The organism is Solibacillus sp. FSL W7-1464, from assembly GCF_038004425.1.
GTDB lineage: Bacteria > Bacillota > Bacilli > Bacillales_A > Planococcaceae > Solibacillus.
On the sequence record NZ_JBBORC010000001.1, the window covers coordinates 1,952,494 to 1,979,442 of the forward strand.

The 26,949-nt window shown below is 37.7% G+C and carries 21 protein-coding genes and 1 riboswitch; of the genes, 4 read left to right on the forward strand and 17 right to left on the reverse strand.

Features of this window, described 5'->3' with window-relative positions:
• Positions 1 to 644: 644 nt before the first annotated feature.
• Complete coding sequence (locus MKZ25_RS09535; RefSeq protein ID WP_340801249.1) at positions 645 to 1,826, reverse strand: MFS transporter; 1,182 nt, start codon at positions 1,824 to 1,826, stop codon at positions 645 to 647.
• Between the two features lie 215 nt (positions 1,827 to 2,041).
• Here MKZ25_RS09535 and MKZ25_RS09540 point away from each other — a divergent pair, with 215 nt between their 5' ends.
• Positions 2,042 to 3,646: an ABC-F family ATP-binding cassette domain-containing protein gene (locus MKZ25_RS09540; protein ID WP_340801250.1), complete on the forward strand. Its 1,605-nt coding sequence runs from the start codon at positions 2,042 to 2,044 to the stop codon at positions 3,644 to 3,646.
• A 54-nt stretch (positions 3,647 to 3,700) separates the two neighbouring features.
• Here MKZ25_RS09540 and MKZ25_RS09545 read toward each other — a convergent pair whose 3' ends face one another.
• From MKZ25_RS09545 to MKZ25_RS09555, 3 genes are all read right to left on the reverse strand, one after another.
• Positions 3,701 to 5,338, reverse strand: a complete 1,638-nt coding sequence (locus MKZ25_RS09545; RefSeq protein ID WP_340801251.1) for a hypothetical protein — start codon at positions 5,336 to 5,338, stop codon at positions 3,701 to 3,703.
• A 247-nt stretch (positions 5,339 to 5,585) separates the two neighbouring features.
• Entirely contained in the window at positions 5,586 to 5,786 is a 201-nt protein-coding gene (locus MKZ25_RS09550) for a cold-shock protein (protein ID WP_079526785.1), read from the reverse strand.
• Positions 5,787 to 6,000: 214 nt separating this feature from the next.
• Positions 6,001 to 6,291 (reverse strand): DUF1033 family protein, encoded by a 291-nt coding sequence (locus tag MKZ25_RS09555; RefSeq protein WP_251687892.1) that lies wholly within the window; start codon positions 6,289 to 6,291, stop codon positions 6,001 to 6,003.
• Positions 6,292 to 6,587: 296 nt separating this feature from the next.
• Between MKZ25_RS09555 and MKZ25_RS09560 the strand changes: the two genes are divergently transcribed.
• Together MKZ25_RS09560 and MKZ25_RS09565 are read left to right on the forward strand one after the other, a co-directional pair.
• Positions 6,588 to 7,235, forward strand: a complete 648-nt coding sequence (locus MKZ25_RS09560) for a 5-bromo-4-chloroindolyl phosphate hydrolysis family protein (protein WP_340801252.1) — start codon at positions 6,588 to 6,590, stop codon at positions 7,233 to 7,235.
• Between the two features lie 3 nt (positions 7,236 to 7,238).
• Positions 7,239 to 8,351: a toxic anion resistance protein gene (locus tag MKZ25_RS09565; RefSeq protein ID WP_340801253.1), complete on the forward strand. Its 1,113-nt coding sequence runs from the start codon at positions 7,239 to 7,241 to the stop codon at positions 8,349 to 8,351.
• Between the two features lie 48 nt (positions 8,352 to 8,399).
• Here the strand turns inward: MKZ25_RS09565 and MKZ25_RS09570 are convergent, their stop codons facing one another.
• From MKZ25_RS09570 to dapF, 10 genes are all read right to left on the reverse strand, one after another.
• Positions 8,400 to 8,597 carry a DUF6501 family protein gene (locus MKZ25_RS09570; protein ID WP_079526794.1) on the reverse strand — a complete coding sequence of 66 codons (198 nt, stop codon included), beginning with the start codon at positions 8,595 to 8,597 and terminating at the stop codon, positions 8,400 to 8,402.
• Between the two features lie 326 nt (positions 8,598 to 8,923).
• Positions 8,924 to 9,658, reverse strand: coding sequence for an amino acid ABC transporter ATP-binding protein (locus MKZ25_RS09575; RefSeq protein ID WP_340801254.1), 735 nt, complete (start codon positions 9,656 to 9,658; stop codon positions 8,924 to 8,926).
• Position 9,659: 1 nt separating this feature from the next.
• Positions 9,660 to 10,406, reverse strand: coding sequence for an amino acid ABC transporter permease (locus MKZ25_RS09580; protein ID WP_340801255.1), 747 nt, complete (start codon positions 10,404 to 10,406; stop codon positions 9,660 to 9,662).
• A 124-nt stretch (positions 10,407 to 10,530) separates the two neighbouring features.
• A complete protein-coding gene (locus MKZ25_RS09585; protein WP_340801256.1) occupies positions 10,531 to 11,367 on the reverse strand; it encodes a transporter substrate-binding domain-containing protein in 837 nt (278 codons plus the stop codon).
• A gap of 114 nt (positions 11,368 to 11,481) precedes the next feature.
• Positions 11,482 to 11,669: riboswitch (Lysine riboswitch) on the reverse strand.
• A 398-nt stretch (positions 11,670 to 12,067) separates the two neighbouring features.
• Positions 12,068 to 13,333, reverse strand: a complete 1,266-nt coding sequence (gene odhB / locus MKZ25_RS09590) for a 2-oxoglutarate dehydrogenase complex dihydrolipoyllysine-residue succinyltransferase (protein ID WP_340801257.1) — start codon at positions 13,331 to 13,333, stop codon at positions 12,068 to 12,070.
• Between the two features lie 93 nt (positions 13,334 to 13,426).
• A complete protein-coding gene (locus MKZ25_RS09595; protein WP_340801258.1) occupies positions 13,427 to 16,234 on the reverse strand; it encodes a 2-oxoglutarate dehydrogenase E1 component in 2,808 nt (935 codons plus the stop codon).
• 315 nt (positions 16,235 to 16,549) lie between these two features.
• Positions 16,550 to 17,944, reverse strand: coding sequence for a HAMP domain-containing sensor histidine kinase (locus MKZ25_RS09600; protein ID WP_340801259.1), 1,395 nt, complete (start codon positions 17,942 to 17,944; stop codon positions 16,550 to 16,552).
• A gap of 5 nt (positions 17,945 to 17,949) precedes the next feature.
• Positions 17,950 to 18,621, reverse strand: a complete 672-nt coding sequence (locus MKZ25_RS09605) for a response regulator transcription factor (protein WP_340801260.1) — start codon at positions 18,619 to 18,621, stop codon at positions 17,950 to 17,952.
• A 119-nt stretch (positions 18,622 to 18,740) separates the two neighbouring features.
• Positions 18,741 to 20,756 carry a diguanylate cyclase domain-containing protein gene (locus MKZ25_RS09610; protein ID WP_340801261.1) on the reverse strand — a complete coding sequence of 672 codons (2,016 nt, stop codon included), beginning with the start codon at positions 20,754 to 20,756 and terminating at the stop codon, positions 18,741 to 18,743.
• Between the two features lie 27 nt (positions 20,757 to 20,783).
• Entirely contained in the window at positions 20,784 to 21,746 is a 963-nt protein-coding gene (gene dapF, locus MKZ25_RS09615; protein ID WP_340801263.1) for a diaminopimelate epimerase, read from the reverse strand.
• Positions 21,747 to 22,136: 390 nt separating this feature from the next.
• Between dapF and MKZ25_RS09620 the strand changes: the two genes are divergently transcribed.
• Positions 22,137 to 22,685 (forward strand): GNAT family N-acetyltransferase, encoded by a 549-nt coding sequence (locus MKZ25_RS09620; protein WP_340801264.1) that lies wholly within the window; start codon positions 22,137 to 22,139, stop codon positions 22,683 to 22,685.
• A gap of 133 nt (positions 22,686 to 22,818) precedes the next feature.
• Here the strand turns inward: MKZ25_RS09620 and MKZ25_RS09625 are convergent, their stop codons facing one another.
• From MKZ25_RS09625 to MKZ25_RS09635, 3 genes are all read right to left on the reverse strand, one after another.
• Entirely contained in the window at positions 22,819 to 23,895 is a 1,077-nt protein-coding gene (locus MKZ25_RS09625; protein ID WP_340801265.1) for an undecaprenyldiphospho-muramoylpentapeptide beta-N-acetylglucosaminyltransferase, read from the reverse strand.
• A 519-nt stretch (positions 23,896 to 24,414) separates the two neighbouring features.
• The gene (locus MKZ25_RS09630; protein WP_340801267.1) at positions 24,415 to 25,317 is read right to left on the reverse strand and encodes a CobW family GTP-binding protein; all 903 of its coding nucleotides are present in this window, start codon (positions 25,315 to 25,317) and stop codon (positions 24,415 to 24,417) included.
• 67 nt (positions 25,318 to 25,384) lie between these two features.
• Positions 25,385 to 26,893, reverse strand: a complete 1,509-nt coding sequence (locus MKZ25_RS09635; protein WP_340801268.1) for a lmo1851 family serine protease — start codon at positions 26,891 to 26,893, stop codon at positions 25,385 to 25,387.
• Positions 26,894 to 26,949 lie beyond the last annotated feature (56 nt).

A 26,949-nucleotide genomic window follows, 5' to 3' on the forward strand; every position in this document is an offset into this window, starting at 1 on the left:
TTGTTCTAATACATTGGATAGATTTTCAATGATATATCCCCTATTTCCAATAATTTCGACATATATAAATAGAACCCTTTCGCTATCCTAGAAACAATTTTTTTTCATTATTTTCTGGTTTGGTTTATTTCTTAGTGGCTTATTTTAATAAATAAATTTCTATTAAATAGTGTCGGATAATATGTGTATTTTAAAAAGGGGTTGTATAACTGTTCTAATTGGGCTGTGGTTTTGTGAGGTTTTCTTATAAAACTGTAAATGTTCTAATATAAATTTATTTGTTCTAATAAAAGTCGGATGTTCTAATATATCGACGTGTTGTTCAAATAAATAGACTGAATGTTCTAGTACCATGGAGGGATCTTCTAATATCACTCCCCCATCTTCTAATAAAGCACTGAATTGTTCTAATAAAATCCAAAGTAAAGTTCTTCCCTAGTAACTCATCTGTCAGAAGCATTAATCGGCACGATTTTTTCTAATATGTGGGCGCAATGATCTAATATCATCCTGGCTTCTTCTTATAAGCCCCTCCGATTTTCTAATAAAACCTCAGCGTCAGTATAGTTAAAAATAATAATATTATGTAAACTAAATTCCCTTCAAAAAAAAGAAGTGACTGAACCGATTCAGGCACTCCTTCATTATACTGATTTCTTTTGCCTTTGCATGCCAATGATCGAAAATAACATAAAACCGAATAAAATGACGATAATCCATTTTGTAACGTAATGCGTACCTGTCTTATCATACACGATACCAATAATAAGCGGGACAATCGCACTCATCATAAAACCGCCCGACAAAACCATCGAACTCCATTCATTTGCTTCGGCTTTGTTTTTTGCTTCATCCAATGGAAGCATTAACCCGATCGGGAATAGTCCGCTGAGAACAAAACCGAATACTACCGCGCTCACCCATATTGCCCAATTTTCATTGATAAAGAATATAACCGAACCGATCAATCCAATCATAATTAAACTATACAGCCAAACGACACGATTAGGATAACGATTAATGAAAGACGGAATGAGTAGATTCCCAGCCAACTGAACGATTGTCATCAGTGTTAATACGGAACCAGCTGTCAACAATGCCATCCCCTGTTCCAGCGCTACAGAAGTAAGCCATGTCGTCAAACTGAAGAACAGCGATGTTTGAAAACCGAAGAACAAAAGAATCGACCAGGCTACTTTATTTTTCCACGGATTCCGTTTTTCATCGGTTTGAGAATTTTTTATGGATGTGACAACTGGAGCCTTCACTGCAGTGAACCAGCTGATCATCGCAATAACTGCCAAAATACCCCAAATTCCTAAAGCCAGTGCCCAATTCCCATCAAATGTTTTATAAATAATGGCAGTAAATCCTGCACTTAATGTAGCACCAAAACCCATCGCAAAGGAATAGACTCCAATGACCGGTTCCATTTTGGTCGGAAATATTTCTTTTATATAGGCATTTATAATCGGACTTATTATTGCAATGGCAAAACCGGCTAAAAAACTCGTTACTACAAGTGCACCATAATTGGAAAAAAAGATCCTAGCAGCTGTAGCAAAACCGATTATTGCAACTAAAATTGTAACCGACCAGCGATAACCGTACTTGTTTTGTATTGGAACGGCCAGCGGTGCAAATAAACCCATACAAAATACCGGGATCGATGTCAGTAAACTCATATGGGTACTTGAAACTTGTAGAGCTTCCCTAATGGTCGATAATATCGGTCCTACAGAAGTAATGGCCGGACGCAAATTTATGGAAACAAGTATAATGGAAAAAATAATGAAAACAGATTTCCATTTTGATAATTGCTTCATATTCGTTCCTCGCTTTTCTTTTAATAACTCGATAGTAAAACGGAATAAAAATGTGTGACAACTAAATGATTCGGCTTATAAGATTCGGTTATTTCCGATGCGCTGTTATTTAATTTAACAATAAGACATGCTATAATAGAAACATTGTGTGCAAAAGAGAATTCTCTTTTTTAAGCAATCGAAAATACAAAGAAACAATTCAAGGAGGTACTTGCATGATTCAAGTATCAGGTGTAGGTCTACGTTATGGTGACCGTAAATTATTTGACGATGTAAATATTAAATTCACTCCAGGTAACTGTTATGGTCTAATCGGAGCAAACGGTGCTGGTAAATCGACATTCTTAAAAATCTTATCTGGTGACATCGAGGCACAAGAAGGCCACGTATCAATGGGTAAAGATGAGCGTCTTTCAGTATTAAAGCAAAACCACTTCGAATACGATGAGTACAACGTATTGGATACAGTTGTAATGGGTAACAAACGTCTTTGGGAAGTAAAAGCCGAAAAAGATGCAATTTATATGAAACCGGAAATGACAGACGAAGATGGTATGCGTGCTGCTGAACTTGAAGGCGAATTCGCTGATATGAACGGTTGGGAAGCTGAATCTGATGCTGCCACACTTTTAAACGGACTAGGTATCGGTGATGACTTGCACTACATGATGATGGCTGACTTAGAAGGTTCGGACAAAGTAAAAGTATTATTAGCGCAAGCTTTATTCGGGAAACCGGATGTATTACTGCTGGATGAGCCTACCAACCACTTGGACTTAAAAGCGATTAAATGGCTGGAAGAGTTTTTAATTAACTTTGAAAACACAGTTATCGTTGTATCCCATGACCGTCACTTCCTAAATAAAGTATGTACACATATCGCAGACTTAGACTTCGGTAAAATTCAGCTTTATGTCGGGAACTACGATTTCTGGTATGAGTCTAGTCAATTAGCGCAAAAAATGATGGCTGACCAAAACAAGAAAAAAGAAGAAAAAATTAAAGAATTAAAAGAATTCGTTGCACGTTTCTCTGCAAACGCATCGAAATCTTCTCAAGCAACGTCTCGTAAAAAAATGCTTGATAAAATCGAGCTGGATGACATCCGTCCTTCAAGCCGTAAGTACCCGTTCATCAACTTCCAAGCTGGTCGTGAAATCGGGAATGACGTATTAACAGTCGATGGCTTAACGGCTTCACAAGATGGCGAAACATTATTCAAAGACATCCGCTTCTCTATGAACAAAGAAGATAAAATTATCCTTCTAGGTTCTCCAAATGCAAAATCAGCATTAATGGATATTTTAATGGATCGTCAAAAAGCTGATGCCGGCACATACAAATGGGGTGTAACAACATCTCAAAGCTATTTTGAAATGGATCATGACCAATACTTTGGCGGTAACGAAAAGTCATTAGTTGAATGGTTACGCCCATATTCTCCTGAAGATGAAACAGAAAGCTTCCTACGTGGTTTCTTAGGCCGTATGCTATTCTCAGGTGAAGAAGTGAAGAAATCTCCGGCTGTATTATCCGGTGGTGAAAAAGTGCGCTGTATGCTTTCTAAAATGATGCTTTCAAACTCGAACGTATTATTATTGGATGAGCCAACAAACCACTTGGACCTTGAATCAATTCAAGCATTGAATGAAGGTTTAATCCGCTTCAAAGGTGCGATGATCTTCACATCACATGACCACCAATTCATTCAAACGATCGCAAACCGTGTCATCGAAATCCGTGAAGACGGTTCTATTTTGGATAAACCATTATCATATGATGAGTATCTAGAGTGGAAAGATGCACAAGGCTTAAGCTAATAAATGAAAAAGAAGGAGGCAGTTATTCTGCTCTCCTTCTTTTTATTTGGAAACTTATTCTGTAATCGTATTTTTATAAATGTCGAGTAGTTCAAGCAATTGTTTTTTCTTTGTTTCATCCGCCTTTAATTGATCCAGTTTGTCTATATATTGTGTAATTGAATAACGGGAAAGGACCGGTAAATCAAATGTTTGCACAAGCAGATCAAAAAATATTTGCTGTTCATCCGATAAATAGACCGTAAGCGGGTAACGCTCAGTGAAAACATATTGCCCTTTAATATTCTTACCAATCTGTGGTGCATATTCCGGTATGGAAAAAGATAACTCAGGTTGTGGCTCCAGTGCTTCAACAATTTCATCATCTTTCATCGACCACATTTTATCGAATTTATATTCCCATGTGAAGTTTGCAGCCATTCGGTAACGCGCTTCGGTCCACCCTTTATTATATCGCCGATTTGTATCAAGACCGATATTTTGTTCATTCATTTGCTCTAAAAGCAGTTGATATTCTTCATTCACTAACAAATAATCATCGATATACGTAGATAATGGAATCTCAAAATTCTTCAGTACATCATCCATATATTTTTTAAAATAAGGATTTCCCATTTGCTCTGCTAAAGAATTTTCAATCTGTTCACGCGCATAGATACGAGCCGCTTCATCTAATTCAATTTCGAAATCCTGCTTCAAATAATTAAATAATCCATACATCTCCCCTATTTTTTCATTGGCAATTCGATAAGCAAAAAATTTATCAGGGATGTTTTCATCCAAGTGATAATTTTCATATTCCAACAACTGTAACGTGATATCTTTATGCTTCCTCAACTTGCTGGGATCAAATGAAGGTATTTCATTGAACTGATAATTTAACTCTTCACCTAGTTCCCAATCTATACTCTTCTCCGCAATTTCAAATAGTTTCAGCAAATCGCTCACAACTATACTATTTTCATTTCCTGCAGTTGCTTCTTGCTCTAATGCATTTTGATACTGTTTGAAACTATGCCGCGACAATTCCTGAAAGTTGTTCTCTTTTTCTATCAGATAAATCAAACGGGATTGCTCTTCTGTAAACCGATGCCGGTCAAAATCCTCTGAAGCAAGAATGATTTCTCCAGCCTGATTTTTAGCAAAATCAAGATAAAGATTAGAAACTGCAAAAGGCAAATCTAAATCTGTCCCAGTAGAATCGATATGAATAAATTCACTTAAAGCTAAATATTCCCGATAATCGAAAGATATTCCCAACTTCTTTGCATACCAGTCTTCCTGGTCGCCTTTTGAATAAATTGTACCCGAATCATGCATATTCCTTTCTAAAATTTCATGTTCTTTATTAACAAGTAAATATTCCTCGATATAGTCCTGTTTGCTAATTTCAAGCTCTTGGAACATCTTCTCAAAATATTGTTTTAATAGTGGATTTTGCATATCATATGTAATTTGCTCTTCTAAAATTTTCAGCTGTAATTGGCGCTTTTCATCACTTAACGTAATATTTTGCTGCTGTAAATAATCGATCAGTGCATATTTAGTGATCGCTTCATTTAGTGCAGAAGACTTTACCGCTTCTTTTGATCGTATATTTCCGTCTCGGTAGAATTTCTCATATTGATTAATTTTTAAATATGTCTCGATTAGGGATTTTTTATAATCTTGACTTTCCGCAAGAACGTTCACTTGTTCATCGCTTTCCTTACTTTGCTTTTTCTCATAAAACGATGCAAAAAAACAAGCCAATACTAAAATAATAATAATAATTCCCCATGTTAATAATCTTTTTTTCTTAGTACTTAAACTATGTACTTTTCTTATTGGAATCTCAACCTTCCTTCAGTTTTCCATAAATTATATCATTATATGTAAATATTTGTTATACAAAAGAAAAAGCTGCGTAAATGAATACGCAGCTTCGGAATTTGTACGATTATAGTTTGATTACATTAGATGCTTGTGGTCCGCGGTTGCCATCTACAACTTCGAATTCCACTTGTTGTCCTTCTTCCAATGTTTTGAAACCTTCACCTTGAATTGCAGAGAAGTGTACGAATACATCGTTTTCCCCTTCTACTTCGATGAAGCCAAAACCTTTTTCTGAGTTAAACCATTTTACTGTACCTTGTTTCATCAATAAATACCTCCAAAAATAAAAGTTAACAATTAAAAAACCAAATAAAAAACACATATTACAAGAGTACCGATCCACTAACTCGATTACTATTTGTAATATGTGAAGCCATTGTATTCGGTCAATCTTTCAATTGTTAAATATAGTATATATAGCATAATAATAACTGTCAATTGCCATTTGGTAAATTAAGCAAATTTTCAATCAAATGTAGTTATTGTGTAATCGCTTCTGGCGTCAATACAATGATGCCATGATAAATTTGGGCATCATCATCACAGGCTTCACAAAATTCACATTCATCCTCTGACCAAAATGCATAAAATCGTTCATTTTTATGTGCTTCAAACTCATATTTATTTCGAAATTGAGCAAGCAAATGATTCAATGCCATTTGGAATTGATGCTCTGTATCATATTGCTCCGTTGATACGATATACTCTTCCCAACCGTCAAATTGCCACCAAGGCTCATAATCCGCCTTCATATAAATAATTTTATACATATACATTATCCTTTCTTTCTCTATATTTTATACACTTTTATCCGTGATGTCTAATAATGCTCACTATAATTAGGGAGAGAATGGAAATCATAATAATTGTTCAGCTTTTCAAATCTTTTTACTTTTTAATAGAGCGAAAACTTGTTACGATTAGTAAAAAGCCGCTATTTTAAATTCGATTGAAATATGTGGTGAATAATAATTAATTCCTTAGATTTTCTTCATTATAGTAAGTAAAATTGAAACTTTTTTTCGTTTCATACGTATCAATAGTATCGAGTAAAGGAGGTATGACAATGCTTGGTCCTATTAATTTTCTAACAAGGCATCTAATTAATGTATTAGTTTTTTCGACAGCGGTTACACTTACGTTTGTTAATTTCACCGGAATAACAACGATGCTGGCATTACCTCTTGGAGCAGCAGCATATTTCATTAGTAATAAAGTTACTTACGCTATTCAGAAAACGACACAGAGTAAAAAAATTGGGCTATCCAAATCGGAATACAATTTAATCGAAGCACAATTAAAACAGGCCCGTTCACATATTCAGGCTTTAAACCAGCAATATGTCAGAGTGCGTTCGGTACGTTCTTTCAAGCAAATAAATGAAATGTCAAAACTGGCAAAACGCATTATCAATATTGTGCAAACAAACCCGCACAAGTTTTATGCAGTGGAAGATTTCTTCTATGCACATTTGCCGTCAGCCGTACAGCTTTCTGATAAATATACGTTACTAACAAAAGAACAAGTGCCTGGTACAGAAGTGCATTTAGCATTGGAGGATACGCGCAGAACTTTAAAAGAGCTGCAAATTACGATGGAATCCGATTTGAAAAGTGCATTATCTTCGGATATCGAAAACTTGAGAATTGAACTCGACTTTGCAAAATTGTCGAATGAAAAGCGTAAAGATCGATTAAAAATCGGCGGTGAGTAACAAATGAATATGACAAATAATCCATTTGATGCCTTTACAGCGAGTGAAAACGTTGACTTGCAAGTAAGTAAAGAACAATTTGCGGTGAATGTTGCAAATAATGCAGCCTCACCGCTTTTCGCATCGTTATCAAATGATATGAAACACCGGGCACTGCAACTGGCCCAAAATTTGGAGCCGAAAAATTACGAGACGGTTCTTGCCTTTGGTTTGCCTGCACAAGAAGCATTGAAAAAATTCACAACCCAGATGCTTCAGTATATTCAGCGTAAAGATGTACGGAAAGTCGGTGAAGTATTATCCGATTTAATGCAGCATTTGGAGATGATTGACCCGGATGCATTAATTGAACAGGAAAAAGGTTTCTTTGCCAAGCTGTTTAGCCGTTCAACAAAGTCTATTCAAGAGATTATGACCCACTACAACAAATTGAGTAAACGCATCGACCGATTAAGCATCCAGTTGGAATATAACCAAAATGCTTTATTAAACGATTATCAGTTTTTAAATAAACTATATGCAATAAATGAGGATTATTTCCAGGAAATCAATGTTTATATTGCGACACTGGAAATTAAAAAACAGCATATGCGGGATGTTGTCTTACCTTCGCTGCAAAAAGAAATTGTAGAAGGACAAAATCCGTTTAAACAGCATGAATTGAAAGACACTGAAATGCAAATCGAATGGATTGACCGCCGTATGTACGATCTGGAACTATCTCGGGAAGTAGCCATTCAGTATGCGCCTCAAATCCGGATGATTCAGCAGACGAATCAGATGCTGATCGAAAAAATTCAAAGTTCGATTATGACAACCATTCCACTCTGGCAGTCACAAATTGCGATATTACTAAACATGAACAATCAGCGTCGTGCGATACGGTCCCAGGAGCGTTTGATGGATGCATCGGAGCAATTGATGCGTAAAAACGGGAAGATGTTGGAAGTGTCCAAGAAAGCGGCTAATAGACCGGCATTATCCCATAATGATATTGACCGGTTTAAACAAACCCAGTTGAAATTGCTGCATGATATTGAAGATACATTACGCGTGCACGTTCAGACCGACGAAAAGCGTCACGAAATCGAGCATACGATACTGGAACAGAAATAAAAAGGGTGTGCGAAAAGTCATAATGACTTTTTGCACACCCTTTATTTTTTAAGCGAAGTATTCTTTGTAGAATCCGCCAACTTCACCTGTGTTATCGATGACAAAAATGAATTCTTCAGTTTCATTTTTCACTTCATACTCTTTACCTACTGTTAAAACATTTGATACTAAATATTTCGATGCATCTGTATGTACACATTTTACTGTGCGAATTGTCGGCGCATCTTTCCAATTTAAATGTAGCATGTTGTTCCCTCACTTTTAACTAATATCGATACTCTCCTATTTTATATGATTTTCCTTCCAGTGGAAAGCTCGTTGTAGTAAAAATCAACTTTTCTTGTTTCTAGATGTATTCTTTAAAGTCACATTCTTAAATTTATCGATGTTTGAGATATTTGATAGAACAACTTTTCCATGTTAAACTCACAAACAGAGGTGGAAATAATGGTATTTGGTAGTGTTCCGATGTGGTTTTTCGCGATTGCCATTGCTTTTGCAATTGTATTTATAATAATAAGCGAATGGAATTCACGAAAATAAGCTCGCAGTTAACTGCGAGCTCATTGCTTTTACCGTAATGTTCGTTTCAGGAATTCTTTTGTGCGGTCGTGTTTCGGATTTACAAGCAATTGTTCCGGAGGGCCTTCTTCCACGATAACGCCTTTATCCATGAAAACAATACGGTCCGAAACTTCTTTGGCAAACTCCATTTCATGTGTAACAATCAGCATCGTATTTCCCTGGTCTGCCAGATGGCGCATTACTTTCAATACTTCCCCTACCATTTCAGGGTCAAGCGCTGATGTCGGTTCATCAAACAGCATGACATCCGGATCCATCGCCAATGCACGTGCGATGGCGACACGCTGTTTCTGTCCACCTGATAAATGTTTCGGTTTCGCATTTTTATAGGCGTTCATCCCGACTAGTTCCAAATATTTCATCGCATTTCGCTCTGCTTCTTCTTTTGAACGTTTTAACACTTTGATCTGACCAACAATACAGTTATTCAGTACATCTAAATTATTGAATAAATTGAACTGCTGGAATACCATACCTAAATGTGTACGGTATTTTTCGATATGATGACCGTCATTTAAAATATTTTCACCGTTGTAGATAATTTCCCCCGCTGTTGGTGTTTCCAGTAAATTAATACAACGTAACAGTGTAGATTTCCCGGAACCCGAAGAGCCGATCAATGTTACGACTTCCCCTTTGTTAACTTGGAAATTAACATCTTTCAATACTTCATGATCACCGAATTTTTTATTTAAATGGTTAATATCAATTACAACCGTCATCTTATTCACCATCCTTATCTAGCTTGTTGCCTGTAATGAGCTCCACTTTATACGAAGATGGTCCATCCATCTTTTTCTCGAATAATAGTAAGAAACGAGTAACCGTAAATGTCATAATAAAGTATAATACCGTCGCGATAAAGAATGCTTCAATATATTTATAGTTACTGCCCGCAATCGAATTCGCTGTAAAGAACAGTTCCACTACCGAAATGACACTTAATACAGATGAATCTTTAATATTCATGACGAACTGGTTGCCTGTAGCCGGTAAAATATTTCGCGCTACTTGCGGCAGCACGATATGAATCATCGTTTGCAGGTGATTCATACCAATCGCCTGTGCGGCTTCAAATTGGCCTTTATCAATCGATACGATACCACCACGCACGTATTCGGCCATGTATGCTCCTGTGTTTAAACTAATAACGATAGAAGCTGCTAAAAAGCGGTCAATATCGATCCCTAAATAGACAAGGCCGTAAAATACGACCATCGCCTGTACCATCATTGGCGTGCCTCTGAAAATTTCCACATAGGCCGTTAAAATAAAATTAACTACCTTCAAAATAACTGACTTAATATTTTTTTTGCGTTGTGGAATGGTATGCATAATTCCGATGAAAAATCCGATCAGCGTTCCGCAAATTGTCCCGATAATTGCCAACAGAAGTGCAGTCCAAGCTCCACGGACGAATAAATCCCAGTTGTTCGTAAACAAGTTCCATGATGATTCTAAAAATGCCATCGCCTTGTCCTCCATTTCTTTCTTTGTTTCTATTATTTATGTATGATACTACAATTTTAATAGAAAAAGGTTGTCTTCCGTCTGCCGGCAAGACAACCTCTTTAAAACTGTTAATCCAACACGATTATTGTGCTGCTGGTTGATTTGCAATTGCGTCTTCCATTAATTGTTGACGCTCTTCTTCCGAAATTTCAGCTAAAACTTTGTTAATTTGGTCACGTAAATCTGAACCCTTTTTCAAACCTACCGCTACAGCTGTTGACGCTTCGTCTGCTTCGAAGTTTGGTTCAGGTACGATGTATTTAATGTTATTCAGTGCCATCTCAGCAGAGATACCTTCCGGACGTTCTGAAACATATCCGTCAATGGCGCCTGACTGTAATTGCACACGCATTGCGCCAAAATCAGTTGCCGCTACTTGTTTTTGAACACCTTCGATTTGATCGATTACATCATAGTGTGTTGTCGCTTGCTGACCAGTAATTTTTGCACCTGCAAAATCAGATAATGAAGTTGCATTTGCATATGGGCCGTCTTCTTTTACGACGATGACATAGTCACTTGTATAATAGTTTTCTGTGAAATCAATTACTTCCATACGTTCAGGCATTGGTGACATACCAGCAATGACCAGATCAATTGCACCGGATTGTAATGATGGAATTAAGCCATCCCAGTCTGTCTTAACAATTTGTAGTTCCATGTCCAGACCATCAGCAATTTTCTTCGCGATTTCCACATCATAGCCTGCTGCGTATTCCTTAGAACCTTTAATTTGAACACCGCCATTGGCATCATCTTTTTGTGACCAGTTAAATGGCGCATATGCTGCTTCCATTCCAATTTTGATCACTTTTTTGTCTGAATCAGAACCGCCTGTAGTACCTTCATCGCTTGAGCCACATGCTGCCAGCAATAGCATTGTCATGGCAGTCAGTAAAATCAATAGTCTCTTTTTCATAGAAATTCTCTCCTTTTTTGTTAAATTTCGGACGCCGTATATGCAAAAAACGACCTAAAAGAAGAACTTTAGGTCGTTTAAATTATAATTAGCCCGAATCCTCTACAGTTCCCATTTTGAGATAGCACAACTCAACCATCAGGGATATAGATGATTGAGACAGTTCTGCAATTGTTCACTGCAGACCCAGCATAGTAAAATTGAGCATTTACAACACTTCGGCGATATTTCCTTCTCTTATATTTCACAGCCTGCTCATGGCTCCATATAAAACTGTTAAGTATCGCGCCTCTACCTCACGAGAGTGTGAGGTTTTAGTATGAAATTGATATGTTTATATTACATTATTGCGACATTTCCGTCAACACTCATTTTTCAGAAATTTTACTGTAAGAACAAAAGCGCTAAAGCGCCCGTTCAACTCCGAGGGGGCATAACGCCACGTCCTTGTGACATGCCCCCAATGACTCACATCGTGTGAGCCGCAAGACTTGGAGGGCCCGACGCAAAAGTAAACGCTCCATCACTTTTGCACGGAGGGGCCTAATGGTGCAAGGATGCAAGGAGTTGGCGCTTTAGCCTAGACGTGGATAAAACTATATTTTTACGTCATCTACAATGCGATACTCTATAATTTCCTTAAGAAAAAAAGCTAATGCGCAATATATAAGAATATTGCGCATTAGCATAGTGGAAGCTATTAAGAATTTAATAATAAATCTTCCGGATTTTCAATCATTTCTTTAACTGTTTTTAAGAAGCCAACAGAATCTTTACCATCGATGATACGGTGGTCATAAGATAATGCTACATACATCATTGGACGGATTTGAACTTCACCATTAACAGCTACTGGACGGTTTACGATTGAGTGCATACCTAAAATACCAGCTTGAGTACCGTTCATGATCGGTGTTGACATTAATGAACCGAATACACCACCGTTAGTAATTGTGAATGATCCGCCAGCCATGTCGTTTAAGCCTAATTTTTTGTCGCGTGCTTTACCAGCTAACTCCGCAATGTTTTTCTCGATTTCAGCGAAGTTTTTAGCGTTTGCATCACGAACTACTGGTACTACTAATCCTTCTTCTGTTGAAACCGCAATACCGATGTCGAAGAAGTTGTTTAAGTGAATTTCATCACCGTTAATTTGTGCATTTACATATGGATATTTCTTTAATGCTGCTACTACAGCTTTTGTGAAGAATGACATGAAGCCTAATTTAATATCGTTAGCTTTCACGAACTCGTCTTGTTTACGCTTACGTAATGCCATAATGTTCGTCATATCAATTTCGTTGAAAGTCGTTAACATTGCAGTTGATTGTTTTACTTCTAGTAAACGTTTCGCAATTGTTTGACGACGACGGCTCATTTTTTCAACTGTTACACGGTCTGTATCAGCTGCTGGTGTAAAGATCATTGGACCATTTCCTGCTGCTGGTGCTTGAGCAGCCGATGCTGCAGGAGCTGCTGGTGCTGTACCATGTGCTGCAACGTCTTGTACACGTACGCGACCTTGTGGGTCAACAGGTGAGATTGCTGCCAAGTCGATGCCTTTTTCACGAGCTAATTTACGAGCTGCCGGTGAAGCGATTACACGCTCACCTGAAGTTTCTTCAACTGCAGCTGGTGCAGGTGCTGCTGCTTTAGGAGCTTCTTCTTTTGCTGGAGCCGGAGCTGCTGCCGGTGCTTCTTCTTTTGCAGCTGGTGCAGGTGCTGCGCCTTCGCCAGCTTCAACTACTGCGATTACTTGTCCTACTAATACAGTATCGCCTTCTTCAGCTAAAATTTGCTTTAAAACACCTGCTTCTTCAGAGATGATTTCAGCATTAACTTTATCAGTTTCCAACTCAACGATGAATTCGCCTTTTTCTACGCGATCTCCAACTTTTTTCACCCACTGGGCAATTGTACCTTCAGTAATTGATTCTGCTAATTCAGGGACTTTAATTTCAGCCACGTTCATATCCTCCTTTAATTACGCTACACATTCATTGTATAGCAAGCCACTTCTATTTTAAATAGAAGCAGCTTTTTTTAAACAAATCATTTATTACTTTTCAAGTGCTTCGTTCACTAATTTAGCTTGTGCTGCTTTATGTGAATCGCCATCGCCTTCAGAAGTTGAGCTCATTGCAGGACGTCCTACATAGCGCACTTTTTTACCTTCTGCGATATCATATAGTGTTTCAAGAACATATGTCCATGAACCTTGGTTTTTTGGTTCTTCCTGTACCCAAACAATTTCTTTGACGTTCGGGAAACGAGCGATAATATCTTTCACTTGTTGTGCAGGGAATGGATAAATTTGTTCTACGCGAATAATGTGTAAGTGATCCAGTCCTTCGCCGTCTTTCACGCGTTCAGCTAAATCGATCATTACTTTACCAGTACCAAGCACTACTTTTTCAACCGCTTCTGTGTTTTTGCCTAAACCTTCTTGCTCGATTACTTCCTGGAAGCGACCAGTTGCAAGCTGTTCAGCAGTAGCTGCAGCAAGTGGGTGACGTAAAAGTGATTTTGGAGAAACCACTACTAATGGACGAACACCTTCTGTACCTAATAATGCAGCTTGACGGCGTAATAAGTGGTAGTAGTTGCCTGCATTTGAACAGTTTGCTACGAACCAGTTATTTTCTGCAGATAATTGCAGGAATCGTTCCATACGGCTTGATGAGTGTTCCGGACCTTGACCTTCATAACCATGTGGTAATAGAAGTACGAATCCAGATTTTTGACCCCATTTAGCGCGTGCACTTGAGATGAAGTTATCAAACATTACTTGCGCCATGTTTGCAAAGTCACCGAATTGTGCTTCCCATACAGATAGTACATTTTGGTTTTCTAAATTATACCCGTATTCAAACCCTACTACACCCGCTTCTGTAAGTGGTGAGTTGTAAACAGTGAATGATGCTTTTGCACCTTCAATGTGATGTAATGGAGTGAATTCAGAACCATTATTTTTATCATGCAATACTAGGTGACGTTGAGAGAACGTACCACGTTGTGCATCCTGACCAGTGAAACGAACCGGTGTACCATCTTGAGTGATAGTTGCATATGCTAGTGTTTCAGCATGACCCCAGTCAATTTTGCCATCTGCGAAAGCATCACGGCGTTTTGCTAAAATTTTCCCTAACTTGTTTTGCGGTTCGAAGCCATCTGCAAAGACAAGTAAATCTTCATTTACTTTAGCCAGACGCTCAGCATCTACTTTAGTATCGATTTCAGGGAATTCGATTTTTAGTTCTTCCGGCATATCAGGCGTTAAATGCTCGTCTTTTTCTGCCATTTCTTTTACATGATCATACGCAGCTTGCATTTCCGCATAAATAGCAGTATCCAAAGCTTTAACTTCATCTGCAGATAAAATACCAGCTTCTGCTAATTCAGCACCATATAATGCGCGAATCGGCTCATGTTTTGCAACTAATTTATATGTTTCAGGGTTTGTTACTGTTGGATCGTCCGTTTCGTTATGACCGTAACGGCGGTAACCGATTAAGTCGATTACGATATCCTTTTTGAACTTCGCACGGTATTCCGCCACAAAGCGACCAACAGCTGCCACTGTTTCAGGGCTGTCAGCGTTTACATGAATAACCGGAATGTCATAACCTTTTGCAGGGTCAGACGAATAAGTAGATGAACGTGAATCATGTAATTCAGTTGTGAAACCAATCATGTTGTTCGCGATAATCTGAACTGTACCGCCTGTTGTGAATCCTTCTGTTTGAGAGAAGTTGAAGCCTTCCGTTACAATCCCTTGACCAGCGAATGCCGCGTCACCGTGCAGGATGATACCGAATGCATTTGATGGATCATGTTTTGCAACACCTGCTGCTGATACTTCGTCTTGTGCTGCACGTACAGAACCGATTACAATCGGGTTTCCTACTTCCAGGTGAGATGGGTTGTAAGCTAATTTAACGTTCAATCCAGAATCATGAGTGTAAGATGCACCCATATGGTATTTAACGTCGCCAGTCCAGCCTTTTGTAATTTCCAATTTACCGTCTTCAGGGAAGAAAAGATCATTAGAAACATGGGCGAAATCAGAGAACATCATATCGTACGGTTTATTTAATACGTGAGTTAATACGTTTAAACGACCACGGTGTGCCATACCAATTCGAACGTTTTTTACACCTTTAGTTTCAGATGATTTGATAATTTCATCCAATAAAATGATTTGAGTATCCAGACCTTCTCCAGAGAAACGTTTTTGACCTACAAATGTTTTATGAATGAATTTTTCAAAGTTTTCAATGCGTGTTAAACGCTCTAATACTGCTTTCTTTTCTTCAGCAGATAACGTTGTTTTGAACGTACCGCCTTCAACTTGCGCTTCGATCCAAGCACGTTCTTCCGCATTTTGTAAATGTGCAACTTCCACACCAATTTTATCTGTATAAACAGATTTTAAATAATCAATTGCTTCCTTACCGTTTGTAACACCTGCAGGAACATTTGCAAAAAATACTGATGCAGGAATAGCCTGCAGATCTGCTGCTGTTAAATTGAATACGCTTTCTTCAATGCGTGAAGTATCTAATTGACGATTTTTTAATGGGTATAAATCTGCTGCTAAATGACCGTATTCACGGATTGATTCTGCCAACTTAACGGCTGCTAATACTTTTTTGTAGTCTCCAGTACCTGCTACTGATGCTGTTGCAACCGGTTGTTGACCATCTGCGAATACAGGACCACCGTAAGCTTGGAATAATTCCACTAATTCCGGTTCTACTTCTTCAGGAGATTGCAGGAATAAGTCATACTGCTCTAATACATAACCTAAGTTAGGACCAGAAAACGCTGACCATGGAGAACCTGCAGGTAATACATTGTTCGACATGAAAATAACCTCCAAATTTTGCCTTATGGCTGTTCCAATAATTTACTTAAAAAGGTATAATATTGTATATTACAATACAAAAATCACCTTCTTTTGTAAGTAGATAAATTAAGTACCCTCTTTTTATCTACCAAAACAAAGCAAATAATATTTTATCATTCTTCCACATGGACTAAAAGCACATTTTTAAACGGCGGAAGAACATTTTTTCCATCTCAATCTTACTACTCTTCACAAAAAATACAACTCTTTTTATCAAATTAAGCAATTTTTTTCGTGAACTATTGAAATAGTAATTAGATTGACTAAAATTATTCATTTTTTAAGAAATTTCAGGTAAAAAAAGGTACCTTTCTGTAATTCACTTTCGATATCAATTTCCACTTCATATTTGTCTGCGAGCATTTTCGTAATACTCAATCCTAGTCCGGTACCGGCGACTCGATTTGTTCGTGATGCATCAACCCGGTAAAACCGGTCAAAAACATGCGGTAAATGCTGTTCGGAAATTCCTATCCCATTGTCTTCTATCGTAACGGATATCGGAGACTGCAATTCATTATAATCGATTGTTACATGAAGATCTGGAACATTGCTATTATATCGTATACTATTACTTAAAATATTTCTAAAGATTTGCGCTAGCGCATGTTCGGTAATGGAGGCGGCCGATTTATCACCCTTAACAGCCAGGTGAAACTCAGCGTTAGGATACAGTTGCAATAATTCTTCTTTTACTTGTTCATATACTTGTTCTATATCAGCAGAAGCCTGTTCATCCGCTTGCTCCCTTCTTGCCAATTGCAATAGCTCTTCAATCATTTTCCTCATTCGCGCGATTTCGGTTAATGAAGTGTTTAATGATTCTTCCATTACTTCCGGTTCATCCTTACCCCACCGTTTGATTAATGATAGATGACCTTCAATGACTTGAATCGGCGTTCGCAGTTCATGCGAGGCGTCTGCGACAAACTGCTGCTGCTTTGTAAATGAAATTTCAAGTTCATTCATTAAAGTACGGTACATATACAGCAGATCGCCAATTTCATCTTTTGCCGTATAATCAAATTCAGGTTGTGCAGTAAAACCGTTTTTTCGGACAAAACTCATGGCGTCACGTAACTGTACAAGCGGTTTCATCAGTATATTCGCCAAATAATAGCTGATCATAACCGAAAATACAATGGCACCGAATCCAATAATGAAAATCGTCGTCAAAATATAGTTCATCATCGATTGGAATGTTGCTAACGGGTGAATCAGTTGCATGATTCCCTGAAATTGTCCGATTTGAACAACTCGGTGGATGACGTAGTTTTCAGACCCTGAAATCGTCTGCTTTTCGATCATCGTCGAAAAATAATTTTGAGCGTGAGGAAGTTGTGCAGCTGGTGCGGTATCATTAATTCGCATTACTTCGATACCATCCAGATTAAATACACGCACCGTTTGTTCCTGATTTAAAATGGCTTTCATTAAAGCGGTATTGTTTTGCAGTGCCTGTACTGTAACAGTATTCCCTTGTGATTCGAAGTAGGTTGTCATATCATCAACCGTTCGCAATGCATTTTTTTCTTCATTATGAATTAGCCATGTTTGCAGTGCAATATACAAAACGACAGATATGAGGGCATAGCTAACGAAGATTGTTACACCTACCGCAAGCATCCACTTTGATTTTAAAGAAAGGTTCAAAAATTTATTTTTCATCATCCTCACCCGCGCATCACATATCCAACACCACGTACTGTCTCAATGTACGGAGTATTTTCTGTTTGCAGTTTTGAACGTAAATGGCGAATATATACATCCACTACATTAGTTTCTACCTCCGTATCGAATCCCCAAACCATTTCTAAAATACGTTCACGAGTACATACATGATTTCTGTTCTCCACAAGCAGTTTCAATAAATCGAACTCTTTTCTTGTTAGCTCAATTTTATTATTTTCAAATCTCACTTCATATGCATCCACATCGATTTCCAAATCTCTTAAAAGGAGTTGTTTAGATTTTTGGGTGTGCTGGACTCTCCTCAAAATCGAACGAATCCGTGCCAGTAATTCTTCTATAGCAAATGGTTTTACGATATAATCATCCGCTCCGGCATCCAACCCTGAAACACGATCCATCACTTCATCGCGTGCTGTAATCAACAGAATCGGTACATCACTTGTTTTTCGTATTCTGCGACATACTTCGATTCCGTTTAATTGCGGCAGCATGACATCGAGCAAAACACAATCAAATGGTTCACTTTCCGCCATTTCCAGACCCGCCCTTCCATCATATACAACAACGGTTTCAAATTGCTCGTGTTTAAGTTCCAGCTCAAGGAAACGTGCTATATTTTTTTCATCTTCAACAATTAAAATCTTTTGTTTCATCAGCTTCCCTCTCTATCTACAATATATATCAGGATTATTGTACCACTAGTATTTTACATTAAAAAAAGAATACGGAGTAAATATCCGTATTCTTGCACGTGTAAAAGGAGCATTGAAATTTACTTGACGGAAGATTTTTTTTCCTTGTATAATGCCTGGTCTGCTAAATCGATAAGGACATCCAAACTCTTACTGTCTTTTGGATAAATCGAAAAACCCATCGAGGCGGTTGGTGAAAAATGCACGCCTCTTATCATCCATCCAATTTGCAGATTTTCTTTGATCCTGTCCATAATATGAGCTAATTGAACAGAGCGTTCTTTTTCGTAAATGGACAGCCCTGTTAAAACAATTAAAAATTCGTCTCCGCCCAGTCTTATAACGAGATCTTCATTACGCACGCTGTGGACGAGCGAATTTCCGAATTGTATTAAAAACTCATCCCCCACATCATGTCCATACACATCATTCACTTGTTTAAAATTATCACCGTCAAGGTAGAAAATAGCGAGGCATGTATCCGCCTCGTCCGCCTCTGTTTTAAGTTCCGGAAAGTCCTTGTATAGTTTCCGTCGATTCCCAAGCTGCGTCAGGCTATCATGATAGGCTAAATAGGTCAATTTATCCTCCAGCTGCTTGCGCTCGGTTATTTCTCTTGAAACCATGACGATTTCCGTGATTTCATGATGTGTCAAATCAAACGTTAGCGTATAATTCCCTTCCGTCCAGATCGTGCTTTTATCTTTTTTATACAAAAGCAATTCAATTTTTTGTTCTTCCACAACATCAACAGTTTTAGGGTTTAATGCATCATGCCATAAAGGAACACTTTCAGGCTTCAGCAATCGATCATAAGGTAAACCAAGCAGCTCACGTTCCCGATAGCCTAATTTCCTCGAATACGATGGTGAAGCATATTTAATCTTCCCGTAGCGGTCAGTTACAACGATAAAATCATTTGTATTTTCAGTAATCGCTCTGAAATTACGCTCTATTATATAGAGTTCGGACATTAATCGCTTTTCAGACGAAATATTATACTGAACCATTAAAAACTGCTCGACTTCTCCGAGTTCATTCTTTAAAGGAATCATTGTCGAGTCCACCCAATAAATATCGCCATTCTTTTTACGGTTGCTCACTTCATCACGCCAAATTTCTTCTTTACTGACTTTTTGCAAATAACCCATCGAAGCGGAGTCGGACTGATAGGTTGAGTGTAGAAAATGGTGCGGCTTACCGATTAATTCTTCGCGGTTATAGCCTGTATTTTCAATAACCCGCTCATTAACGTCCATTATAATTCCGTCAGCATCCGTGAATATAACGTCAGCCAAAGAACTGATCGCATTTTTGAACATTTCCAGGCCATGCGATGCTGTACGCAATGCCTGTCCTTGTTTAACAAATTCCGTAATCTCTTGTAATATAATAAATACGGCAATATTTTCACCATTACTTGTCAGCGAAGAGAATGAAGCAGTAAAACATCGCTGTTCATTGTATTTATCGATAAAAAACAGCATTTTTGATTGGACATTTTCTCCTAGGCGTGCCCGTTTTAAATAGCTTTTTAATTTTTTTGCCGTTTTTTTATCTATAAAAGGCATTTCTAACAAACTTATCCGGGAAGCATCTTCCATCTGAATATTGAACTCTTCCAAAAAAGTTGTGTTTGCTTCTAGTAATTGCAGTTCATTGGAGACTAATATCGTTGATAAAAATGAATTAGAAAATAAGGAGCGCATAAATAAATATTTATCTTCAAGTTCAATACTCATCGATACATCTTTTGTTACTGCCAATATATAATTCTTACCGTCTTGTACTACTGGAATAGTGGTCGTTCTTTGTTTTCGTACGTTCATTTTTTTATAAGTGAAATCTTCAAATTCAACTTGTTTATTTTGTTCGATTGTTAAATTATAGTGATGTATAATTGTTTTTGCTAAATGGGGCGGGATTACCTGCTCGATCGTTTTGCCGCAGGGATTGGTATTAATCAGATTTGCTGCAGCATCATTAACAAAAATATAACGATACTTTTCATTTATTTTCTCCATAAAAAACACAGCATCATTACTATTTTTATATAACAAATTCAATAGATCCATTGAAAAAATGGAACTCACCATACTTTTCCCCCTACTATATACTGATATCTACAGAAAGCTTTCTATTTTATCTTTCACAAAAGTTTTACATCTTTCATATTGAATTTGCTCTTTTGCAGGATGAAGATGGATTAATTTTATTGTTTCACCTTGAATTTCGAACTCATAATCCCCTAACACTGTTGCATTTCCGATAAGCGACAATTCCCAGCTATCCTCAGTTTTTGAAACTTCACATTGAACAAAGCCACCTGGATTATAGACAGTTACTTTATTGTTTGTAACGTAGCCTTCAATAGAAGCAACCAATGCGGAAGCAGTCATTGCAGTGCCGCAAGCATTGGTAAAGCCTACTCCCCGTTCGAATGTTCTGACAAATATTTCTTCAGAAGATAATGGCTGGACATAGCTTACATTCACTCCGTCCGGGCAATATTCATTTACGCTGTTCAAATAGGCAGCGAGCTGTTGCTGATGTGCTGTATTTTCGATATATTCTTTACCTACAATTCCGATTAAATGCGGGTTCGGTACAGAAATCGCAGTAAATGGAATGTCCTTTGAAAGAGCAGGTATGACTTCATGGCACAATTGTTGTTTGTTGTCTATTTTCATCGGCAATGATGACAATTCAAATGAGATTGGCGAAATTTCTACAGAATATGTAGGAAGCTGTTCAAAAATGGAGGCCTCTCGTTTCACTTTCAAACAGGCATGCATCGTTTCCATAACCGCTTCATCGACATTTAATTTTTCGCAGACATAACGTGCGACGCAGCGCAATCCATTTCCGCACATCGAAGCTTCCGAGCCGTCTGCATTGATGACGCGCATTTTTGCATCTGCTACGGATGAAGGAAGCACCAGTAGTAAGCCGTCCGCGCCCCCATCATTAGAAGGATGACATAATTGTTTGGTGATTTTCACAAAATCAAATTGTTCATCATATAATGCTTCGTATAAATAAAATGTATTTCCGGAACCATGGACTTTTTTTAATTGAATATTCATATTTTGTGCCTCCGCGTTCTCTCTTATTTTATTATATTATACTTTTAAGAAATTCATCTTGTCATTAATAGTTTTTATTTGCGGATTTTTCTGAATATATAGACTTTTTACAGAAAAAAATGTTTTTTTCGAGCTTGAAAGTTGCGGCAAGAGAATATATTATAATAAAATGTAGATATATTTCTTATTTCGATATTGTTATTAATTGTCTAGGATAGAGCGAGACATACGAATTATGAATAATAGTTTAACGTCAAATTCTTTTAGGTAAGATCAAGCTCGAAATGACTACTGCCTTATGATAAAGAACCTTTTAGCATCAGAAGATTATTTGCACCATTTCTTTAACAACAGGCTCTACCATTTTCTTCTTAAAAGGAGGCGTTTCACATGTTAAAACAGAGAGAACTTCACGAAACAGCAGAATTATACGAATTATTACGTCATCCGTCTGTGTTTCCATTCGTACGTCAGAAAGCGACATCAGCCGAAGAGTACTTATTTATGACTAAGCAATTAATCGAAGAAGAGCAAAACGGATTAACGATTTCACGTACAATTGTAGATGATTGGGGCGCTCCCATCGGTACGATAAGTATTTTTGATATCCAAGATGGCGCAGGCTTTTTAGGAACGTGGATCGGTAAACCATTTCAAGGCATCGGTTATAATCAGAAAGCGAAATTAGCGTTTTTAAATGAACTATTTTTCGACTATGATTTCCATACAGTATTTTTACGGATTCGTGAAGAAAATGCCCGTTCTCAGGCAGCTGCATTAAAATTACCTTATGTAGTTGATGCTGAGCAGACAAATCCTTCACTTTACCAGGAAATTAATCAAGGCGTAAATAAATTCCGCCTATTTAAAATCCCAAAAGATCTGTTCTATTTAACAACTGCACATACGCTTGAGGAAGCAGAAGAACAGGCAATGTAATAAGCGAACTTTCATTCTTGATACGAATACCTTCCTTACGCTTATATGAAATCGGGGTCAAAATTATTCCTGATACAAAATAAAAGGGTTACCTGAAGTGTTTAAACTTTCCAGGTAACCCTTTTTTAATCTGCTATTTTTCATACTGGGTGATTAAAGCGACCATTTCTTTCGGTGTTTTCGGATGTTCGACTTCGAGCATCTGATCAATCATTTCTTCCGCTTTCTGTTCAAGTAATCGTATCGCCTGCAGGAATGATTCTTTTGTCAGTTTCTCTTCATCCAATACTTGTGCAAAGCCCTGTTTTTTAAATAAGTTGGCATTTAAAATCTGATCGCCGCGGCTTTTGGCTGCTGATAAAGGAATAAGCAGCATCGGCTTATGAAGTGCTAAAAATTCAAAAATCGAATTCGACCCGGCACGCGACACAACAAAATCAGTCGCATACATTAGATCCGGCAATTCTGTTGTCACATATTCAAACTGACAGTAGCCTTGCAGATTATCAAGTTTTTTATCGGCGTTCCCTTTACCGCATAAGTGGATAATCTGATAGTTCTCAAGAAGTGCAGGCAAATTTTCACGAAGCGCATCATTAATAATAACCGATCCTAAACTTCCGCCCATGACAAGCAGAACTTTTTTTTCAGTTGTAAATCCACACAACGCCAAGCCACGCTCACGATTCCCTTCAAATAGCTGCTGACGAATGATCGAGCCTGTGCAAGTAGATTTGTCGCTCGGTAAATGTTTCATCGTTTCTTTAAAAACCGTAAAAATATGGGAGGCGAACGGCAATGAAATCTTGTTCGCTAAACCAGGTGTCACATCTGATTCATGGACAACAACCGGGATATTTGCCAGTTTTGCCGCAATAACTACAGGCACTGATACGAATCCGCCTTTAGAAAAGATTACAGTAGGCTTAACCTTTTTTATAATCGAGAAGGCCTGTGTAACTCCTGCCATTACTTTAAATGGATCTGTAAAATTCTGTACTGAAAAATAACGGCGCAGTTTTCCGCTCAATATACTGTGATAGGGTAATGAAGGAAACGCATTTGAAATGAGTTCCTTTTCAATCCCATCATGGGAGCCTATATAATGGACATTATACCCCGCTTCCTGCAATGAAGGGATAATCGCTTCATTTAGTGATACGTGACCGGCCGTACCCCCGCCTGTTAAAATAATTGTTTTTTCGTTCATAAACTTCTCCTAACAAAGCAAATGTCATTGCATCTATTTTATGCAACATGACATTTCAACATGCTTCGATAAATATCTTATTTATTTGATGTTACATTTTATTTTCATGATTATTTTAATAATACTCTTAATAGTTCCTTTTAAATATTTATAAGTTATTTACAATTTATTATTTCAAAAAAATGATTTATGTAATTATCACTTCTATTCCTGAAAATTTCACCCCTTTTCATAAGAGGCTTTTAAAAGTATACCGTATATTGTAGCACATTTTGACACTTTATAAAGCATTTCTCTAAAAATGGGTGTTTTCACATACAAAATTATAAAGTTCGAAAAAAATAATTGATATTCGATAAAAGTATTTTTATTGTTTTAATAATTCGGTTAATACCTTGAAAACAAAAAAACTACCCTTTTCAGTTGGAAAAGGATAGCATCAGCAAATTACGTTTTAATAAATTATTATGTCCAAATATTACCGTCCTGCACATAACCTATTATAAAGCTATTGCCGAATTAAGATTGAGAGATAACTTCAAGATTGTTGATGTTCTCTCCGATGATGACCAAATTCGGTTCCATCTTAATATATTCCGGCAGCCATTGGACCATTCCATAAGCATATTGGAACAACATTGGATTTTTGACGCCTTCAATCGGTACATAGCCTTTCATACGGTAAACCGTATCCGGCAAAGTTCGAACCCAATCTTCAAACTGTTCTTGTGTAAAGCTTGTATCAAATCGCACGAGACGTGAACCTAAATTAAAGCTTTCCCCTATACGCGCTGACACAATGTCTTCTTTGGAAACACGAGCAGTAGACTGCATATTCTGCAATAACTTCAACGGTACTCGGCCATTTGTCGTCTGGAGGATGAAAGCATTTGCATTAAATCCTTGCAGCTCATAGACTACTTGTGCCTGTTCCGATTCCGTAAGCAAATCCGTTTTATTTGCCAATAAAAGGTGGGCATGACGAATTTGTTCCATGAATAGAGACCGTACCTGTGGTGTAAGGCTTGTACGGTCTAACCATAACCGACTGTCCGCCACCGTCACAATTCCTTTAATATTTAACTTATCCGCAAATAAAGGCGAATAGACTGCATCCAGAGCTTCAACAGGGTGGGCAGCACCAGTTGTTTCTATTATAAGTACATCAAATTCCTGATCGTGTAAGAGCGATTGGATTTGCGCTTCCGTTTTTTCCGCTCCGCTGCAGCAAATACAGCCTTCCAACATTTCTTTCAATGGTACATCCTGTTCCACTGCCTGTGAATCAAATGGAAGCTTCCCTAATTCGTTCATAATAACTGCCGGCTTCAAATCGGCTTCTTTCAACTGGCGAATGACATCGGTTAACATGGACGTTTTTCCGCTTCCTAAAAATCCGCTAAATAAATATACATCCTTCATCTCTTCACTTCCTATAATAATGGGCTGGCAATAAAGTATTTCCACACTTTTTGCCAGCCCGCATTTTTTATTCGTTTGTCTTTTCTTCAGGCAATGTATCCAGTAATTCTTTCGCCTTTAAAATTTGAGGATCTTCTGTTTTCAACTTTTCGCTAATTGCATCCATTAACGCATATGTTGTATCCCCAGTTAAGATACCCGTCACTTCAAGTTCATTATCTTGTTGATATTCTTTTAATGCTGCTGCTGTCGATTCATCAAATTGTGTATCGACTTCACCTGGTTCATAGCCCAATACTTCCAAAATGCGTTCCGCTGTTTTGATGGACGCATGATCGGAATTTTGTTCATATGTCTGACTCGGATCAATATATGGTAAAGAAGCATAATCCGGATAGCCAACTTTCACATCCGGTGCAATTCCTTTTTCATTCACCCAGTTACCGTCAGGAGTTAACCATTTGCCTGTTGTGAATTTCAAGTTTGCGCCGTCTTCCATATAGATGATCTCCTGCATTGTCCCTTTACCAAAGGAATTCAACCCGACAATTTGGGCACCTGCAGATTCTTTCAGTGCACCTGCTAAAATTTCAGAAGCAGAAGCACTGCCTTCATCGATTAAAACTGTTATAGGCAAATTATATTTAGAACGATTGTCCGCCGTCACAATTTGTGGCGTTGTATCTCGTTCTTGAATTTGAACGATTGTTTTTCCTTCTTCAACGAACAAGTTCGAAATATCGATTGCCGCTTTTAAATAGCCGCCAGGATTTTGGCGTACATCTAAAACAATCCCCTTCATCCCTTGTTTTTCGTATTCAATTAGCAGTTTTTCAAGTTCTACCGCTGTATTTTCACTGAATGAAGTGATCTGGAAGTGAGCAATACCTTCTTCATCAATATCACCATATACCGTTTCAACCGGGATATCATCACGCACAATTGTCATATCAAAACTTTCTGCATCTCCGCGTTGAATTGTCAAAGTGACTTCAGACCCTTTTTCACCGCGAATCAATAACACAGCTTCTGTAGAGCTCATGCCTTTTACGCTTTTCCCGTCAACGGCCAATACCATATCTTTCGGCTGTAAACCTGCTTTTTCGGCAGGTGTATTTTTAATAGGGGAAACAATCATAATATAACCATTTCGTTCTTGGATCTCCGCACCAATTCCTTGGAAACTAGAAGACAGGCTTTCATTAAACGAACTTGCCTCTTCTTTATTCATATAATCAGAATAAGGGTCTCCCAGTGCATCGAACATTCCGTTGATCGCACCATATACCACTTCTTCTTCATTTATGTCCTCATAATATTTTTGCTGCAGTGCATCATACGCATCATATAGTTTTTTGAATTCCGCCCGTTCCACCGGTTCTTTTACTTCTACAACCTTTTTTTCACCGAATGTCAATGCAAAAATTGTTAGACCTGCTGTACATAAAATTGCCAGGAAAATGACCATTATAAAAGCAAATGGTTTCATTCGAAGATATTTTCCTGCTGGCTTCTCATTTGTAGTTTGCTCTTCGTTTAATTTGTTTTGTTCCTCGTCTCTTTTTTGTTCATCCATTTCAATTTCACCACTCTCATATTTACACTATCTGATGTCACACTATACCAATAATA

Bases quoted from the DNA above. Each gene is read 5' to 3' on its own strand.
- MKZ25_RS09535 (WP_340801249.1), bottom strand. From the start codon at position 1,826: ATGAAGCAATTATCAAAATGGAAATCTGTTTTCATTATTTTTTCCATT.
- MKZ25_RS09540 (WP_340801250.1), top strand. From the start codon at position 2,042: ATGATTCAAGTATCAGGTGTAGGTCTACGTTATGGTGACCGTAAATTA.
- MKZ25_RS09550 (WP_079526785.1), bottom strand. From the start codon at position 5,786: ATGAAACAAGGTACAGTAAAATGGTTTAACTCAGAAAAAGGTTTTGGC.
- MKZ25_RS09555 (WP_251687892.1), bottom strand. From the start codon at position 6,291: ATGTATAAAATTATTTATATGAAGGCGGATTATGAGCCTTGGTGGCAA.
- MKZ25_RS09560 (WP_340801252.1), top strand. From the start codon at position 6,588: ATGCTTGGTCCTATTAATTTTCTAACAAGGCATCTAATTAATGTATTA.
- MKZ25_RS09565 (WP_340801253.1), top strand. From the start codon at position 7,239: ATGAATATGACAAATAATCCATTTGATGCCTTTACAGCGAGTGAAAAC.
- MKZ25_RS09570 (WP_079526794.1), bottom strand. From the start codon at position 8,597: ATGCTACATTTAAATTGGAAAGATGCGCCGACAATTCGCACAGTAAAA.
- MKZ25_RS09575 (WP_340801254.1), bottom strand. From the start codon at position 9,658: ATGACGGTTGTAATTGATATTAACCATTTAAATAAAAAATTCGGTGAT.
- MKZ25_RS09580 (WP_340801255.1), bottom strand. From the start codon at position 10,406: ATGGCATTTTTAGAATCATCATGGAACTTGTTTACGAACAACTGGGAT.
- MKZ25_RS09585 (WP_340801256.1), bottom strand. From the start codon at position 11,367: ATGAAAAAGAGACTATTGATTTTACTGACTGCCATGACAATGCTATTG.
- MKZ25_RS09595 (WP_340801258.1), bottom strand. From the start codon at position 16,234: ATGTCGAACAATGTATTACCTGCAGGTTCTCCATGGTCAGCGTTTTCT.
- MKZ25_RS09600 (WP_340801259.1), bottom strand. From the start codon at position 17,944: ATGAAAAATAAATTTTTGAACCTTTCTTTAAAATCAAAGTGGATGCTT.
- MKZ25_RS09605 (WP_340801260.1), bottom strand. From the start codon at position 18,621: ATGAAACAAAAGATTTTAATTGTTGAAGATGAAAAAAATATAGCACGT.
- MKZ25_RS09610 (WP_340801261.1), bottom strand. From the start codon at position 20,756: ATGGTGAGTTCCATTTTTTCAATGGATCTATTGAATTTGTTATATAAA.
- dapF (WP_340801263.1), bottom strand. From the start codon at position 21,746: ATGAATATTCAATTAAAAAAAGTCCATGGTTCCGGAAATACATTTTAT.
- MKZ25_RS09620 (WP_340801264.1), top strand. From the start codon at position 22,137: ATGTTAAAACAGAGAGAACTTCACGAAACAGCAGAATTATACGAATTA.
- MKZ25_RS09625 (WP_340801265.1), bottom strand. From the start codon at position 23,895: ATGAACGAAAAAACAATTATTTTAACAGGCGGGGGTACGGCCGGTCAC.
- MKZ25_RS09630 (WP_340801267.1), bottom strand. From the start codon at position 25,317: ATGAAGGATGTATATTTATTTAGCGGATTTTTAGGAAGCGGAAAAACG.
- MKZ25_RS09635 (WP_340801268.1), bottom strand. From the start codon at position 26,893: ATGGATGAACAAAAAAGAGACGAGGAACAAAACAAATTAAACGAAGAG.